General features: G+C 63.2%; 13 protein-coding genes. 10 read left to right on the top strand and 3 right to left on the bottom strand.

What is annotated here, in order from left to right; all coding sequences use genetic code 11:
• Positions 1 to 200: 200 nt before the first annotated feature.
• From PKKP23_RS00125 to cyoD, 7 genes are all read left to right on the top strand, one after another.
• The gene (locus PKKP23_RS00125; protein WP_126875342.1) at positions 201 to 2228 is read left to right on the top strand and encodes a TonB-dependent receptor plug domain-containing protein; all 2028 of its coding nucleotides are present in this window, start codon (positions 201 to 203) and stop codon (positions 2226 to 2228) included.
• A gap of 1 nt (position 2229) precedes the next feature.
• The gene (locus PKKP23_RS00120) at positions 2230 to 2763 is read left to right on the top strand and encodes a YfiR family protein (RefSeq protein WP_126875341.1); all 534 of its coding nucleotides are present in this window, start codon (positions 2230 to 2232) and stop codon (positions 2761 to 2763) included.
• On the top strand, positions 2760 to 4724 hold the full coding sequence (locus PKKP23_RS00115; RefSeq protein ID WP_126875340.1) for a putative bifunctional diguanylate cyclase/phosphodiesterase: 1965 nt from the start codon (positions 2760 to 2762) through the stop codon (positions 4722 to 4724). Before PKKP23_RS00120 ends, PKKP23_RS00115 begins: the two co-directional genes overlap by 4 nt.
• 226 nt (positions 4725 to 4950) lie before the next feature.
• The gene (gene cyoA / locus PKKP23_RS00110) at positions 4951 to 5841 is read left to right on the top strand and encodes a ubiquinol oxidase subunit II (protein WP_126875339.1); all 891 of its coding nucleotides are present in this window, start codon (positions 4951 to 4953) and stop codon (positions 5839 to 5841) included.
• A gap of 3 nt (positions 5842 to 5844) precedes the next feature.
• A complete protein-coding gene (gene cyoB / locus PKKP23_RS00105; protein ID WP_126875338.1) occupies positions 5845 to 7857 on the top strand; it encodes a cytochrome o ubiquinol oxidase subunit I in 2013 nt (670 codons plus the stop codon).
• Between the two features lie 2 nt (positions 7858 to 7859).
• Positions 7860 to 8468 (top strand): cytochrome o ubiquinol oxidase subunit III, encoded by a 609-nt coding sequence (gene cyoC, locus PKKP23_RS00100; RefSeq protein WP_126875337.1) that lies wholly within the window; start codon positions 7860 to 7862, stop codon positions 8466 to 8468.
• A complete protein-coding gene (gene cyoD, locus PKKP23_RS00095; RefSeq protein ID WP_017774800.1) occupies positions 8469 to 8801 on the top strand; it encodes a cytochrome o ubiquinol oxidase subunit IV in 333 nt (110 codons plus the stop codon).
• A gap of 109 nt (positions 8802 to 8910) precedes the next feature.
• On the opposite strand, the gene PKKP23_RS00090 is transcribed toward cyoD, so the two are convergent.
• Together PKKP23_RS00090 and PKKP23_RS00085 are read right to left on the bottom strand one after the other, a co-directional pair.
• Positions 8911 to 9825: an alpha/beta fold hydrolase gene (locus PKKP23_RS00090; RefSeq protein ID WP_240658654.1), complete on the bottom strand. Its 915-nt coding sequence runs from the start codon at positions 9823 to 9825 to the stop codon at positions 8911 to 8913.
• A 76-nt stretch (positions 9826 to 9901) separates the two neighbouring features.
• Positions 9902 to 10459: a TetR/AcrR family transcriptional regulator gene (locus PKKP23_RS00085; protein WP_126875607.1), complete on the bottom strand. Its 558-nt coding sequence runs from the start codon at positions 10457 to 10459 to the stop codon at positions 9902 to 9904.
• Positions 10460 to 10570: 111 nt separating this feature from the next.
• Between PKKP23_RS00085 and PKKP23_RS00080 the strand changes: the two genes are divergently transcribed.
• The 3 genes from PKKP23_RS00080 (at position 10571) to PKKP23_RS00070 (ending at position 14662) form a co-directional block, all read left to right on the top strand.
• Complete coding sequence (locus tag PKKP23_RS00080; protein ID WP_126875336.1) at positions 10571 to 10765, top strand: hypothetical protein; 195 nt, start codon at positions 10571 to 10573, stop codon at positions 10763 to 10765.
• Between the two features lie 374 nt (positions 10766 to 11139).
• Positions 11140 to 12705 (top strand): methyl-accepting chemotaxis protein, encoded by a 1566-nt coding sequence (locus PKKP23_RS00075; protein ID WP_126875335.1) that lies wholly within the window; start codon positions 11140 to 11142, stop codon positions 12703 to 12705.
• Between the two features lie 145 nt (positions 12706 to 12850).
• A complete protein-coding gene (locus PKKP23_RS00070) occupies positions 12851 to 14662 on the top strand; it encodes a methyl-accepting chemotaxis protein (protein WP_126875334.1) in 1812 nt (603 codons plus the stop codon).
• Between the two features lie 93 nt (positions 14663 to 14755).
• Here the strand turns inward: PKKP23_RS00070 and PKKP23_RS00065 are convergent, their stop codons facing one another.
• Positions 14756 to 15490, bottom strand: coding sequence for a GntR family transcriptional regulator (locus tag PKKP23_RS00065; protein ID WP_017774804.1), 735 nt, complete (start codon positions 15488 to 15490; stop codon positions 14756 to 14758).
• Positions 15491 to 15693 lie beyond the last annotated feature (203 nt).

Raw genomic sequence — 15693 nt, 5'->3', positions numbered from 1 at the left:
GATTGTGTGGTCCGCCTTGCATGCCGTGCGGTGGACGGACGCGCACATTGTACGGGGCCGGAACTGCGAGGCGCTCAAATGCGGGATGCCCCGGGTTTGAGCGGCGTTCGAGTGGCGTAATGGCGGCATCTCCTCAAGTTTGCGGCTGTTTCTGTCGATATCCCGGACAGAGACAGAACAACCTTCCGTAATCCCAGGCGATGCCCCACGATTCCACAAAACTCCGCATAGTCATCGCCGCGGTATGTTGCGCTACACACATCTTCCTGGTGAATGACAGCAGGGCGGAGGAGTCGGCGACTCCTCCGTCCGGCGACGCTTCGGCCGTGCTTGCCACGATGCCGCTCGAAGCGTTGATGCAGATGACGGTGACGTCGGCATCGAAGTTCGAACAGCGAGTGAGCGATGCGCCCGCCGCGGCCGTGGTGCTCACCGCAGCCGACATCCGCGACTTCGGGTGGCGCACGCTGGGCGATGCGCTGGCGTCGCTGCCGGGCCTTTACGTGAGCTACGACCGCAACTACGCGTATCTCGGTGCACGTGGCTTCTTGCGGCCTGGCGACTACGACAGCCGCTTTCTCGTGCTGATAGACGGCTATCAGGTCAACGACGCTGTCTACGACGAAGCGCCCATCGGCACCGAGTTCCTGATCGACATGGACCTCGTGGAGCGCATCGAGTACGTGCCGGGCCCAGGCTCTGCCGTGTACGGATCGAACGCGTTCTTCGGCGTGGTCAACGTCATCACGAAGAAGGGCAGTGACATCAACGGCACGCAGGTGGCCGCCTCAGCCGGCAGTTTCGGCGAAAAGCGCGGACGCGCGACCTGGGGCTGGCATGGCGCGAACGGCGCGGACATTGTGCTGTCGGCGAGCGCCTACGACCGCAATGGCCAAAGCCTCTACTACCCCGAGTTCGACACGCCCGACCAGAACCACGGCGTGGCAGTGGGACTCGACTACGACCGCGCGCAGCAGTTTCTCGCGAAGTTTGCGTATCGCGAGTTCTCGCTGGAGATCGCACACAGCAACCGCACGAAGGGCGTGCCCGATGCGCCGTTCGGCGCGCAATTCAACGCGCCGTACAGCCTCACGGACACGCAGAGCTTCGTCAACGCGGCCTGGCATCATCCGCTTGCGACAGGCGTGGAGTTGAACGCGTCGGCGTACTGGGGACGTTACGACTACCGCAGCCCCGTGTACGTGATGGGCGCCCCGCCGGAACTGAACATCGACGGCGATCACGCTCTCTGGTACGGCACCGACGTTCATACGGTCGTCACGACGATTGCGCGCAACAAGATCGTGTTCGGCGCGGACTTTCGCCGCAACGCGCGGCAGGACCAGTACAACTTCGACGTGAACCCGTACCAGCAGGTGCTCGACGATCACCGTTCGAGCAACCGCGCCGGGACTTACGTGGAAGACGAAGTGCAGTTGCCCGCGGGTTTCGAACTCAATGCGGGCTTGCGCTACGACTACGAAACGATAGCGAAAGGCAACCTGAGCCCACGTATTGCGCTCATCTACAAGCCCACCAACCGCGATACGTTCAAGGCCATTTATGGTCGTGCCTACCGTGCGCCGAATGCTTACGAGCTCTACTACGCCACGTCCGGCGACGGCGGGCAGCTCGCGAATCCGTCGCTGAAACCCGAGCACATCACGACCACGGAGCTTGTCTATTCGCGCGACCTGGGATCGTCGGCGCGGGCCACGCTTTCGCTCTTTCACTACGACATTGCCGACCTGATTTCGCAAACCACGGATGCGGGCACGGGTCTGCTCGTCTTTCGCAATCTGAATCACGTGGAGGCGAACGGAGCGGAACTCAGCTACGAGCAGCAGACCGCGGGCGGCATTCGCGTGCGTACGAGCTATTCGTGGCAACTCGCGCGTGACGAGGCCACGGAAAGCGTGCTGCAGAATTCGCCGCGCCATCTCGGCAAGCTCAATATCGTCGTGCCGCTGGCGAGCGACCGGGTACGTGTGGGCGTGGAGGCGCTCTGCAGCGCGTCGCGTCTCACGCAGGCGAGCCGCACGGGCGGCTATTGCATCGGCAACGTCACGATCGGCTCGTCGAAGCTCGTGCCGCACAGCACGGTGTCGTTTTCCGTCTATAACGTGACGGACAAACGCTACGCGGATCCGGCCGGACCGGCGTTCACGCAGCAGGCCATCGCGCAGGAAAGCCGCACGTTCCTGTTCAAGCTGGTGTACGGGATGTGACATGCGCAAGACTGTCCGAGCCCTGCTGATCGCCTGCGTATTCGGGAGCGCGTTGTTCTGGCGGTCGGAGAGCCACGCCCAGGTCGACGAAGCTGCGTTGAAGGCTGCGTTCATCTTCAACTTCACGGTATTCGTGACGTGGCCGCCAGGTGCGCTCGCCGATGGGCACGTCGTGGTCTGCGTGGGCGCGGGCGCCAGCATTACCCCCGCGTTGCAGAAACTCTCGGGCCGGGCGGCCAACGGTGTGACGTGGGTGGTGCGGGTGATCGAGCCTGGCGAGAGCGGTGCGAACACCTGCAACGTGGTGGTAGTCTCGGGCGCTGATGCGGCCACGCGGGCGTTGCGTTTGCTCGCCGCCGCGCGCCAGCCGGTGCTCGTGATCGGCACCGACGAAGACGCGGCGCAGGCGGCCCCCGGCATTCTGTTGTTTCGCGAGGGTGACCACGTGCGGTTCGATATCGACAACAGCCAGCTTGTGCGGCGTAACCTCATGGCGAGTTCGAGGCTGCTTTCGCTGGCAAGGAGCGTTCAGTGACGACGCAACCGGAGGTTCGTCCCACGGATTCAAGCTGGCGTGTGCAACTCGCCGGTGTCGTCACGGCGCTCGTCATCGCGATGATTGCGCTTGCGTTGTACCATGGCCTCTCGATGGAGCACGAGCTGCGCGACAACGCGCGCCTGCAGGCGGCCATCGTCGCACAGAACGCGGCCGCGCCGATGATGTTCAACGACCGTCAGGCCGCGCAGGAAACATTGAGCGCGCTGCGTATCCTGCCGTACATCCGCAGCGTGGCGATTCTCGACAAGGACGCGCACGTGTTCGCCTCGTACGGCCCCGAGGTGACGGTGCCGCGCACGCTGCAACCCTTCATCGCGGCCGAACGCGACGGCAGCACCTTCGGCTTACGGTCGGTCACGGTCAGCGCGCCCATCACGTACAACAGCGGACACTTCGGCGACGTGGTGCTGGTGGCCTCCACGGGGCAGATCCTCTCGCGCTTCGCGAGCTACGTGACGCTGCTCGTGCTGGTGTGCCTCGCATCGGTGGCGGCTTCCGGCATCGTGATGCGGCGGCTCAAGGAACGCATGTCGAGCGCGGAAAGCCAGCTTGCGTGGCTCGCCAATACGGATCCGCTCACGCATCTGCCCAATCGCCGCGCGTTCTACGACGAACTCGGCACGCGCCTTGGCGTGCCGGTGCGGCAGCGCACGCCGCTCACGCTGATGCTGGTCGATCTCGACAACTTCAAGATCGTCAACGACACGTTGGGGCACGGCGCAGGCGACGAACTGCTCGCTGCGGTGGCGCGCGAACTCAAGGCGGCGGTGGGCCGCCACGACCTGGTGAGCCGCATCGGCGGCGACGAGTTCGCAATTCTCGCCGTGGATCGCGGCAGTGCCCAGCGCAGCGCCTCGCTTGCGGTACGCGTGGTCGAACACACGCGGCGCGCTTTTCGCGTGGCGGACGTGGAGCTGCACGTGAGCGCGAGCGTGGGCTACAGCCGCTATCCAGACGACGCGCAGCGTCTCGCCGACCTCGTGAGCAGCGCGGACACGGCGCTTTACGTCGCGAAGAGCCAGGGCAAGGGTCAGGCTGTTGCGTTCCGGCCGGAGATGACCGAGGCCGCGAAACGGCGCGCACGCCTCGAGCGTGAAATGCGCGATGCGCTCAACACCGACGCGTTCTACGTGGTCTATCAACCGAAGTTCAGCTGCGGCGCCGGTGCGATGACGGGCGTCGAGGCACTCGCGCGCTGGCATCACCCGCAGGAGGGCGAAATCTCGCCGGCCGAATTCATCGCGGTAGCGGAGATGAGCGACCTGATCGCGACGCTCGGGCTGCACGTGCTGGAAACGGCGTGCAACGACATCGCGCGGCTCAATCGCGACACGGGCGTTGCGCTCGAAGTGTCCGTGAACGTGTCGGCACGGCAGTTCAGGCATCCGCAGTTCGCGGAGCACGTGTTTTCGGCGTTGCAGGCAAGCGGACTGGATTCGTCGCTGCTCGAACTCGAACTCACGGAAAGCATGCTGATGACCGACGTGGACGACAGCGTACGGCTGCTGCGCGAATTCCAGTCGAACGGCGTGCGCGTTTCGATTGACGACTTCGGCACGGGGTATTCGTCGCTCTCGTATCTGCGCACGCTGCCCATCGATCAGCTCAAAGTTGACCGCAGCTTCGTCAAGGGGCTGCCGCGCGAGGGCAGGGAGATCGTGGAGGCCATCATCTCGATGGCGCACAGCTTCGGCCTCGAAGTGGTGGCCGAAGGCGTGGAGACGTGGGAGCAGTTCGCGTTGCTGCGCGACATTGGCTGCGACCTCGTGCAGGGTTATCTCACCGGCCGGCCCGTGCGGCTGGACGTGCTCACGGCCGACATCGTGCGCGAAAGAGCGAACCCGCCGCACCGCGCGAGCCGCGACTTGCGTGCGGGGCCGCAAGCCGCTGCGAAGGCCGCGGATCGTACGCCGCCGCTTCCTGAACAGCAGAACTGAATTCCATCAGTTTCTTGTCCGGACACAAGCTTACTGTTTGCTGTCATCGGCAAGACTTGACGTTTTCTTGTTGGACGTCAAGGTAATTTCCCGCCCGTTTCAATAGAATCCGCCGCTTACGACACGGGCGCGTTCGCGCACGCGCAACGTGTGGCGTACCCGCTGTCGTTCCCGCCGATCCGACCAGATCACCCAATCAGACCATACAAAATTCCAGGCATATCCGATGGCCAGAGCTATCTTGAAGCGGGCGTGGACCTTCGCTGCAATTGGAGTGGGCACCTGCCTTGCCGGCTGCAGCAACCTCGATGTTCTCGATCCCAAAGGCAGCGTAGGTGCTGCGGAAAAGTCTCTCATCAGCACGGCCACGTTCACGATGCTCATCGTCGTCGTGCCGGTCATTCTGCTCACGCTGCTGTTCGCATGGCGCTACCGCGCGTCGAACCGCAATGCGACCTACGCGCCGAAGTGGGCGCATTCCACGGCCATCGAAGTCGTCATCTGGACCGTGCCCACGCTCATCATCCTGTTCCTCGGCGTGCTCACGTGGCGCACTACGCACGAGCTCGACCCGTACCGGCCGCTCGAATCGTCGGTGAAGCCGATCAACGTGGAAGTGGTCGCGCTGGACTGGAAGTGGCTCTTCATCTATCCCGATCTGGGCATCGCCTCGATCAACCAGTTGGCCTTCCCCGTCAACACGCCCGTAAATTTCCGCATCACGTCGGATTCGGTGATGAACTCGTTCTTCATCCCGCGGCTGGGCAGCCAGATCTATGCAATGGCGGGCATGCAGACGCGTCTGCACCTGGTGGCCAACGAGGTGGGCGACTACGCGGGCGTGTCGGCCAACTTCAGCGGCAAGGGCTTTTCGGACATGAAGTTCCGTGCGCTCGCCACCACGCCCGAGCAGTTCAACGCGTGGGTGGAGCAGGTGAAGCACGCGCAGGGGCGTCTCGACATGAACGCCTACGGCACGGTCGCGCAGCCTTCGGAGAAGAATCCGGTCGAGTACTTCTCGTCCGTGGATCCGCGGCTCTTCCATAACATCATCGCGAAGTACAACAACGGCCACGTCCTCGACACGAAGGACGAGGCCTGCGGGACGAAGGGGTAAAGCATGTTCGGAAAACTCACGCTCGAGGCGATCCCGTTCGATCAGCCCATCATCATGGGTGCAGGCGCCTTCATGGGCCTTGCGGTGATCGTGGTGCTGGCTGCGCTCACCATCACCAAAAAATGGACATGGCTGTGGACCGAGTGGATCACCACGGTGGACCACAAGAAGCTCGGCATCATGTACATCATCGTGGCCACGCTCATGCTGCTGCGCGGCTTCGCGGATGCCGTGATGATGCGTCTGCAACTGGCGCTCGCCTATCATTCGCCGGGCTATCTGCCGCCGCATCACTACGATCAGGTGTTCACGGCGCACGGCGTCATCATGATCTTCTTCATGGCGATGGCGCTGATGGTGGGCCTCTTCAACCTGATCGTGCCGCTGCAGATCGGCGCGCGCGACGTGGCCTTCCCGTTCATCAACTCGCTGAGCTTCTGGATGACGGCGGTGGCCGCCATCCTGATCAACGTCTCGCTCGTGATCGGTGAATTCGCACAGACGGGCTGGCTCGCGTATCCGCCGTTGTCGGAGCTGCAGTTCAGCCCCGGCGTGGGCGTGGATTACTACCTGTGGAGCTTGCAGCTTTCAGGTGTGGGCACGCTGCTCACCGGCATCAACTTCTTCGTGACCATCGTGCGCATGCGCGCGCCCGGCATGACGTTCATGAAGATGCCCGTGTTCACGTGGACGGCGCTGTGCTCGAACGTGCTGATCATGGCGACGTTCCCGATTCTGACCGTCGCGCTTGCGCTGCTGGGTCTGGACCGCTACCTCGGCATGCACTTCTTTACGAACGATGGCGGCGGCAACGCCATGATGTACCTGAACCTGATCTGGGCGTGGGGCCACCCCGAGGTGTACATCCTTGTGCTGCCCGCGTTCGGCATCTACTCCGAGGTGATCGCCACGTTCGCGAAGAAGCCGCTCTTCGGCTATCGCACGATGGTGTACGCCACGTGCGTGATCATGGTGCTCTCGTTCCTCGTGTGGCTGCACCACTTCTTCACGATGGGTTCCGGCGCCGACGTGAACGCGTTCTTCGGCATCATGACGATGATCATCGCGATTCCAACGGGCGTGAAGATCTTCAACTGGCTCTTCACGATGTACCGCGGGCGTATCGAGTTCACCACGCCCGTGCTGTGGACCATCGGCTTCATGATCACCTTCACCATCGGCGGCATGACCGGCGTGATGATGGCGATTCCGGGCGCGGACTTCGTGCTGCACAACAGCCTGTTCCTGATCGCGCACTTCCATAACGCGATTATTGGCGGCGTGGTGTTCGGTTACCTTGCCGGCTTCCATTACTGGTTCCCGAAGGCCTTCGGCTTCAAGCTGGACGAGAAGCTCGGCAAGCGCGCGTTCTGGTTCTGGTTCACGGGCTTCTATGCCTCGTTCATGCCGCTCTACGTGCTGGGCTTCATGGGCATGACGCGACGCCTCAACCACTACGACAATCCCGCATGGCATCCGTGGCTGATCGCAGCGGCGTTCGGCGTGGTGCTCGTGGCTATCGGCGTGCTGCATCAGATTGCGCAGGTCGTGCTCGCCGTGCGCAACCGCAACCGTCCCGACTATCGCGACGCGACGGGTGACCCGTGGAATGGCCGCACGCTCGAATGGGCCACGTCGTCGCCGCCGCCGGTCTACAACTTCGCGGTGATCCCGACGGTGCGTGAACTGGATGCGTTTGCCCACATGAAGGAAACGGGGCATGGCCTCGGCGTCAAGGCGTCGTCGTATCGCGACATCCACATGCCGTCAAACACGGGCGCGGGCTTCTTCGTCGCCGTGTTCAGCCTCGCACTCGGCTTCGCGCTGGTGTGGCACATCTGGTGGCTCGTGATCGCGTCGCTCGTCGCAGTGGCGGCAACCGTCATCATTCACAGCTTCGGCGACAACGACGGCTACATCATTCCCGCGGCAAAGGTTCGCGAGATCGAAGATGAAATCCGCCGCCGTGCGGAAGGTGAAGAACGCGGCCTCGTGCCCGAATCCGTGGAGGCCTGAGCATGGCACACAACACGCTTGTCAACGGCGCGCACGATCTGGCCGCCGACCATCCGCCGTCACACTCGGTGTTCGGCTTCTGGCTGTACCTGATGACGGACTGCGTCATCTTCGCGTCGCTGTTCGCGGTGTTTGCCGTGTCGTCGCAGCAGTTTGCGGGCGGCCCGAGCGGCAAGGACCTGTTCGACATTTCGGGCGTTGCGCTGGAAACGGCCGCGCTCCTGTTGAGCAGCATCACCTACGGCTTCGCGATGCTGGGCGCGCACAAGCAGCAACGCGGCGCGGTGCTGGGCTGGCTCGCCGTCACGTTCGTGCTGGGCCTCGCGTTTCTCGGCATGGAAATGCGCGAGTTTTCCGCGCTGATCGCCGAAGGCAACGGACCGGGCCGCAGCGCGTTCCTGTCGTCGTTCTTCACGCTGGTCGGCACGCACGGCCTGCACGTGTTCATGGGCCTCGTGTGGATGGTGGTGCTCGCCGTGCAGGTCATTTCGCGGCCCACGCTGAACGAGCGGGAGATCCGGCGTCTTACGTGCCTGAGCCTTTTCTGGCACTTCCTCGACATCGTCTGGATCTGCGTTTTCACCTTTGTCTATCTCGCGAGCGTACTTTAAATGGCTCATTCGCATTCGGCTCATACGGAAGGCGGGCACGGCAGCTTCGGCAGCTACGTTGCCGGGTTCGTGCTCTCGGTGTTGCTCACGGCAGGAGCGTTCGGCATCGTCATGAAGGGCGCTCTGCCCGCCCATAGCGCGCTGATCGCGCTTGCGGGGCTCGCGCTGGTGCAGATCGTCGTGCACCTCGTGTTCTTCCTGCACATGAACGCGTCGTCGGGTCAGCGCTGGAACGTAATGGCGTTCAGCTACACGGTGCTTACTGCAGTCATCCTTGTGTTCGGCACGATGTGGGTGATGCACAACGTCAGCGTCAATATGATGTCGCGATAAGCGCATCGCAACCGGAGGGCCTTTGTAGAAGGCTCTCCGGTTTTTTCCTCCTCCTCCTCCTCCTCCTCCTCTTCCTCTCCGTCTCTTCCCCCTTCCGCGTCTTCTCCAGCTACGCGAAGAAGTGCGTGAGTTCCGAGGCAACGGCCGCGGGCTGCTCTTCGGGCAGGAAGTGCCCGCAATGTCCGATGGTCACGCCCTCTACGTTCGCGGCACAGGCTTCGAGCGGAGCAGCCATGTTCGGAATGGAGCCCTGATCGGCGCTCAGTGCGAGCACGGGCATCTGCAGCTTGCCTTTCGCACTGAGTGCGCGATTCTGGCGTGCCGATTCATCCGCCGCGCGATAGTAGGCGAGCCCCGCACGCAAGCCGCCTTCACGCGTAAAGACGCGCGCATATTCGTCCATGTCGGCTTCGGAAAACGTCTGCGGGTTTGCAGTCTTGCGGCGCAGAAACCAGTCGAGGTAGGCGCGCTCTTTTCCTTCGATCAGCAACTCCGGCAGGTCCGGTATGGCATGAAACGCGAAGTGCCAAGTGCGCCACGCGCGCTCGGGTGCAATGGGCAGGGCGTCGGGCAGCGTGATGCCGGGAATGCCGGCATCCAGCAGCGCAAGACGCATGACTGTGTCGCCGAATAGCGCGGCATAGGGATACGCGACCCACGCGCCCACGTCGTGTGCCGCGAGGTAGCAGCGCTGCACGTCGAGCTTGCGAAGCCGCGCGTGCAATCTCGTGGCGAGTGTTTGCGTGTCGTAGCCATCGAGCGGACGATCGGAGTCGCCCTGGCCCGGCAGATCCGGCGCGACGACTCTGTAGCGCGCGGCCAGCAGCGGCATGACCTTGCGCCATGCGAACCAGCTTTGCGGATAACCCGCGAGCAGGACGACCGTCTCGCCATCCACCTTGCCGCCGGTGACGTAATGAAGCCGGATGCCGTCGACCATTTCGAAGCGATGCTCGAACCCATCGAGCTGTGTATCCGGCAGCGAAGCAGGACCGGGGTCGACCATACGCGCTGAGGTAGACATGATGGACTCTCCTGATGGTTGCGTGAGTGGTGCTTCTGTATAGGAAATGAACATTTCCAAATAAGGTAAAAAAATTTCAGGCCAACAGCTTCAGCGCCTGATCGGCTGCCGCCATCATGTCGTTGCGCGTGCGCCCCGACTTGCCGATCAACCGGAAGCCCTGGAGCACGGCAAGCAGCACGCGCGCCATGGCGGTCACGTCGGTATCCTGCGCGACCGAGCCGTCTTCCTGCCCCTGCCGGAGCAACTGGCGCAGCAGGTCTTCGCTGCGCCGCATGGCGGCCTCGACCTGTGCCGCAATTTCATCGTCGAAGGTGGCGAGCGCCGTGGCACTGGAAACGACGAGGCAACCGCGCCGGCCTTCGCTGCCGTGCGACGACTGCGCGTAGAAGTGCAACACCGCGCGAATCTTCTCGTACCCGCTCGGTTGCCGGTCGAGCAGCCTGCGCAGCCCGGCATTGCGTGCCTCTACGTAGTGCGCGAAGGCCGCGAGGAAAACGCCGCGCTTGTCGCCGAATGCCTTGTAAAGACTGCCCGCGGTGAGTCCGGTCGCCTCGCTGAGGTCGCCCACGGAGGTGGCGTGATAACCGCGCTCGCGAAAGACGCGCACGGCGCCGTCGAGCACCGTGTCCATGTCGAATTCGCGCGGACGGCCGGGGCCGCGCGAGGCAGTGGGGGAAGGGGACGGGGAAGTCATGCGGCGATTATAGGAAATGATTGTTTCCGAATCAACATATGGACTGGCGTGGGCCTGCTCCCATTCGTGCGCGCAGGACGATTACGCCGCGTAACTGTCGGCCATCTGGCTCATCGCCACGTTGACCTGCTAGCCGGCGCACGCGGTTTCAACGGCTGTATTGAGCGCGAGAATATGGGGCTGGAAGGCGATGCCTTCGATCACCTGGAAAAGGCGATCGTCACCGCTTTATTGAAGCCGTGAATAACGGCTGGCTGTGTTCAAACTTGAGGGCCGTGCAATGCAATAACGGATTATTTTTTCAGGACGATATCGTTTTAAAGTGGCGATATGCAGCGGCGCGCAGCGGCAACTGAAATGGCGCCAGACATTTAAAATCGCGCCTGATCCACGGCCCTGCGACCATTGAGCCCGAACGTTGGAGCGCGGGGTGTTGCTTGATTCAAGTCAATCGCCCGGGTTTTCTGGCTGAAATAATCCAGTGCGGAACACTTCGCTGCCTTGACTCATGAAGCATAAAGATTTGACGCAGGAAAGCGGATCCAATATCGATATCGCAAGATAAGATCCGGACGCGAAACGGACAGAACATCTTCGAAACTACGGCGGAATTTAGCATGTATCTGGGAAATATGAGAATCGGAGTGCGCCTTGGCGCGGGCTTCGGCTTTGTCCTGTTGCTCATGACGGCTTTGATCGTGGTGGGACTCGTTCGGCTGACGGGCATCGGCAATATCAACGACAGGCTGGTAGGCACCGAATGGGTCAAGGCCGACGCGGCCCACACCATCGATGTGCTGACACGTGCGAACGCTCGCAGCACCATGGAGCTGTTCGTCACGACGGACGCGAGCAAAGTTGCCGCGATATACGAGCGTATCGAAGGCAACAAGAAGGCGATTACCGATGCACTGAGTACGCTCGGCAAGCTCGCCGAAAGTCCCGAAGAGAAGGCGCAGCTCGAAGAGACCACTGCTGCGCGCGTCGCCTACGTGAAGTCTTTCAGCGAGGTCGCGCAGCAGCTCAAAGACGGCAAACGCGACGAAGCTACCGCGACGTTGAACGGCGCAACGCTGCCCGCGCTGGATACGCTCCAGTCGCACATCAAAGACATGGTCGACTGGCAGACCAGACTCGTCAAAGCGAGTGCCGAGCGTGGCCGGCAAGACATCGACTCGGCACGGCATCTGATGGTCGAACTGGGCGTGGCGGCTGTCTTGATGGGCATTGGCTTCGCGTGGGCCATTACGCGGTCAATTACGCATCCGTTGGGCGAGGCGGTGCGCGTGGCGCGTACCGTGGCCTCGGGCGATCTTACGAGCCACATCGAAGTAAGAACGAACGACGAGACCGGCCAGTTGCTGCACTCGCTCAAGGACATGAACGAAAGCCTCAAGCAGATCGTGCGCAAGGTGCATCACGGCGCGGACACGATCGCCTCTGCGTCGAGCCAGATCGCGAACGGCAACCTCGATCTGTCTTCACGCACGGAAGAGCAGGCGAGTTCGCTCGAAGAAACGGTGGCGTCCATGGAGCAGCTCACCAGCACTGTCAGGCAGAACGCCGACAACGCACGGCAGGCCGATCATCTGGCGCGGTCCGCGTCCGAGGTCGCGGTGAAGGGCGGCACCGTGGTTCGGCAGGTGGTGGATACGATGAACGACATCAAGGTGTCGGCGGGCAAGATGGTGGACATCATCGGCGTCATCGACGGCATCGCTTTTCAGACCAACATCCTCGCGCTGAACGCGGCAGTGGAAGCGGCACGCGCGGGCGAAGACGGACGCGGCTTCGCCGTTGTGGCGGGCGAAGTGCGCAACCTGGCGCAACGCTCAGCGGCAGCGGCGCGGGAAATCAAAGACCTGATTGGCGGGTCGGTGGCCAACGTGGATATGGGGGGCGAACTGGTCGCCCAGGCTGGTGCGACGATGGACGAAATCCTGCACAGCGTGCAGCGTGTGACCGACATCATGGGCAACATCACGGCGGCGAGCGAAGAGCAGAGCCTTGGCATTGAGCAGATCAACCAGGCCATGGGCCAGATGGACCAGGTGACGCAGCAGAACGCGGCGCTGGTGGAAGAGGCCGCTGCCGCAGCGGGCTCCCTGCACGAACAGGCGAACCAGCTTGCGCTCACGGTGGGCGCTTTCAAGGTGGAGAGCGGCAACCCAGTGGTCGCTTAATCAGCGCGTTTCGCGAGCCGCATTACATCGACCCAACACTGGTTCGATACACAAGTTTTTCCCCTTCGTGCCGATAAACCGTCCGGAGATCTTTTTTCCGGAAGTCAGTCACCCATCGTCACGAATAAGAAAGGAAAAACTCAGCATGCTTGCATCGATCCGAGCGCGTATTCTCGCGACCTGTGTCGCTATCGTCGCCACGGCGCTCATTGTCACCGGCGGTCTTGTCTATGTCGTGGTCAAGCAGCACAACGACGAGACCATCAACGAGAACCTGAAGTCGACGCTCGCAGGCCAGGCGCTCGCCATCGACCAATGGATCGCAAGCCGCGCGAAGCAGATTGGCGTGCTGGCCGACGCCGTGCCCGTGGGCGAGGGCGACCCGATGCCGTCCCTGCGGCTCGTCATGCAGTCCGGCGGTTTCATTGCGGTGACGCTGGGTCTGGCCGACAAGACGGCTTACTCGCCCACGCCGCTGCCGGCCGGCTACGATCCCACGGCGCGGCCCTGGTACAAGCAGGTGGTGGCCGCGGGCCATCCCATCGTGACCAGCATCTATCGCGATGCCGTGACGGGCAAGCCCACGTTCTCGTTCGTTGCGCCCGTCATGCGTGACGGTTCGATGAAAGGCGCCATCGCTGCGGGCGTGCTGCTGGAGGGCGTGAGCGGCATCGTGGCCGCCATTCATCCCACGCCGGCCAGTTCGGCGTTTCTCGTCGACAAGAGCGGCAATCTGCTGGCCCTCGGCAAGACCGACCTCATCATGAAGCCCGCCACGGATCTTTCGCCGGACCTCACGGCCCAGGCGCTCGATTCGCTGCAGTCGGCCGACGCGCCCATCGAAGTGACCATCGACGGCGCAACGAAGCTGCTGCGCGCCGAGCCGATTGCCGGCACCGACTGGCGCCTCGTGCTCGCGCTCGACAAGTCGGACGTGACGGCTGGCATGCGCGCCGTGGCCGCCACGACGCTCGCCTGCATCGTCGTCGTCGTGCTGGTGGCGGCGGCGCTGGTGGGCGCGCTCACGAATGCTGCGTTCCGGCGCATCCTGCTCGTGCGCGACGCGCTCAACGACGTGAGCAGCGGCAGCGGCGATCTCTCGAAGCGCCTGCCCGCAGAGGGTAACGACGAAGCCGCGCAGATCGCGCGCGCCTTCAACCTGTTCACCGGAAAAATCAGCACGACGCTGTTGCAGATTCGCGAGAGTAGCGAGTCGGTGCGCGTGGCCAGTTCGGAGATTGCGCAGGGCAACCAGGATCTGTCGAGCCGTACCGAGCACACCGCGTCGAGCCTCGAGCAAACCGCTGCCGCACTCGAAGAGATTGCGGGCACCGCACGCAACTCCGCAGATGCGGTGGCGCAGATGAGCCAGCTCGCGGCATCGGCCTCCGGTGTCGCGATGCGCGGCGGCCAGGTGGTGAGCGAAGTGGTTTCCACGATGAACCAGATCACCCAGGCCTCGACGGAGATTGCGGACATCATCGGCGTGATCGACGGCATCGCCTTCCAGACCAACATCCTCGCGCTCAATGCGGCGGTGGAGGCGGCGCGCGCCAGCGAGCACGGCCGCGGCTTCGCGGTGGTGGCCGGCGAAGTGCGCGCGCTTGCGCAGCGCAGCGCGCAGGCGGCGCGGGAAATCAAGACGCTGATCGAGTCGTCGGTCGGGAAGATCGAGGCGGGTTCGCGCCTCGTGCAGACCGCGGGCACGACGATGGACGAGATTGTGGAAGGCGTGCGCGGCATCACGAACGTGATCGGCGAAATCAGCGTGGCGACGAACGAGCAGAGCACCGGGCTCGGTCAGGTCAACCAGGCGCTTTCGCAGCTCGATCATTCGACGCAGCAGAATGCGGCGCTGGTGGAGCAGTCGGCGGCATCGGCGGCGCTCTTGCGCGAAGAGGCCGAGAGGCTCGCTCAGGCGGTGGGTGGATTCAGGCTTGCGGGGGCGCGGGGTTAAGCGAACGGCCAACGTATCGCTGACGGATCACTAACGGATCACGAAGCACGCGCGGTGCTTCCAGGGCTCAAGGGCGGCACAGGCCGCCCTTTTTCATTCCTCGCTCTCGAACAAATCCACGTGTGCGTCGAACACACGCTGCTGGCGCTGTAGCGCATCGTCGAGATGAGCGAGCAGGGCACGCTCGGCGGCATCGGGATCGTGCCGCACGAGTGCGTCGATCACCTGCTGGTGTTGCGCGAGCGTGAGCGCGCCTTCTTCGGGCTCGCGGGCGGTGACGTAGCGCACGCGGTCAATCGGCGCGCGCACCAGTTCGATCAGCTGGAGCGCTTTCGGCAACTGCGCTGCACTGCCCACCGTCGTGTGAAAGCGGTTGTCCTGGCGGATCGATTCCACCGAATCGCCGCGTTCCACGGCGCGCCGGTGCATTTCCTGAATGTCGTGCAGCAGATGCAGTTCACGGTCGCTGATGCACTCGGCAGCACGGCGAATGCTGGCGCTTTCCAGCACGCGCCGCAGCAGCGCGCTTTCAGCGAACTGCTCGCGGCGCACGGGCGCGACGAACGTGCCGGACTGCGCGGCAATCGTCACCAGTTCTTCCCGCGCGAGCTGCTGAAGCGCTTCGCGCACGGGCGTGCGGGAAATGCCCAGCGTCTCGCTGAGCGCGCGTTCGAAGATCACATCCCCCGGCAGGATCGCCATAGTCACAATAGCTTCGCGCAACAGCTTGTAGATTTGCGTGGAAAGCGGCTGGGCGCGGTCGAGGGCCGGCTTGCCGGGCAGCACGCGTGCGATGAACTGCTGTGGATCGTTACGTTCTGATTTCATGGGGGCAGGGTAATGCGGCCGGCGACGGAAGACAAAAAAATGCTCGTGGAAATGCTCACAGCGAGCCGTTCAACTAGTATATTAGTTGCCTGCTGCGACCGTTAGTGCCATCGGCACAGTCGCCGCCACCGGTCACGCCTTCCCGCCGCGTCGCCGTCCGCTGCCGGCCTGGCCAAGCTTCATCAGGCAACGCGGCTGGCAAC

It is taken from the genome of Paraburkholderia kururiensis JCM 10599 = LMG 19447, assembly GCF_003986935.1.
GTDB classification, from domain to species: domain Bacteria; phylum Pseudomonadota; class Gammaproteobacteria; order Burkholderiales; family Burkholderiaceae; genus Paraburkholderia; species Paraburkholderia kururiensis.
Note: the sequence above shows the minus strand (reverse complement) of the source record. Positions and strands in the feature narration are given on the sequence as shown.

Coding starts and splice junctions, on each gene's coding strand:
- cyoD (WP_017774800.1), top strand. CDS start 8,469: ATGGCTCATTCGCATTCGGCTCATACGGAAGGCGGGCACGGCAGCTTC.
- PKKP23_RS00120 (WP_126875341.1), top strand. CDS start 2,230: ATGCGCAAGACTGTCCGAGCCCTGCTGATCGCCTGCGTATTCGGGAGC.
- PKKP23_RS00125 (WP_126875342.1), top strand. CDS start 201: ATGCCCCACGATTCCACAAAACTCCGCATAGTCATCGCCGCGGTATGT.
- PKKP23_RS00085 (WP_126875607.1), bottom strand. CDS start 10,459: ATGGACACGGTGCTCGACGGCGCCGTGCGCGTCTTTCGCGAGCGCGGT.
- cyoC (WP_126875337.1), top strand. CDS start 7,860: ATGGCACACAACACGCTTGTCAACGGCGCGCACGATCTGGCCGCCGAC.
- PKKP23_RS00070 (WP_126875334.1), top strand. CDS start 12,851: ATGCTTGCATCGATCCGAGCGCGTATTCTCGCGACCTGTGTCGCTATC.
- cyoA (WP_126875339.1), top strand. CDS start 4,951: ATGGCCAGAGCTATCTTGAAGCGGGCGTGGACCTTCGCTGCAATTGGA.
- cyoB (WP_126875338.1), top strand. CDS start 5,845: ATGTTCGGAAAACTCACGCTCGAGGCGATCCCGTTCGATCAGCCCATC.
- PKKP23_RS00075 (WP_126875335.1), top strand. CDS start 11,140: ATGTATCTGGGAAATATGAGAATCGGAGTGCGCCTTGGCGCGGGCTTC.
- PKKP23_RS00090 (WP_240658654.1), bottom strand. CDS start 9,825: ATGTCTACCTCAGCGCGTATGGTCGACCCCGGTCCTGCTTCGCTGCCG.
- PKKP23_RS00065 (WP_017774804.1), bottom strand. CDS start 15,490: ATGAAATCAGAACGTAACGATCCACAGCAGTTCATCGCACGCGTGCTG.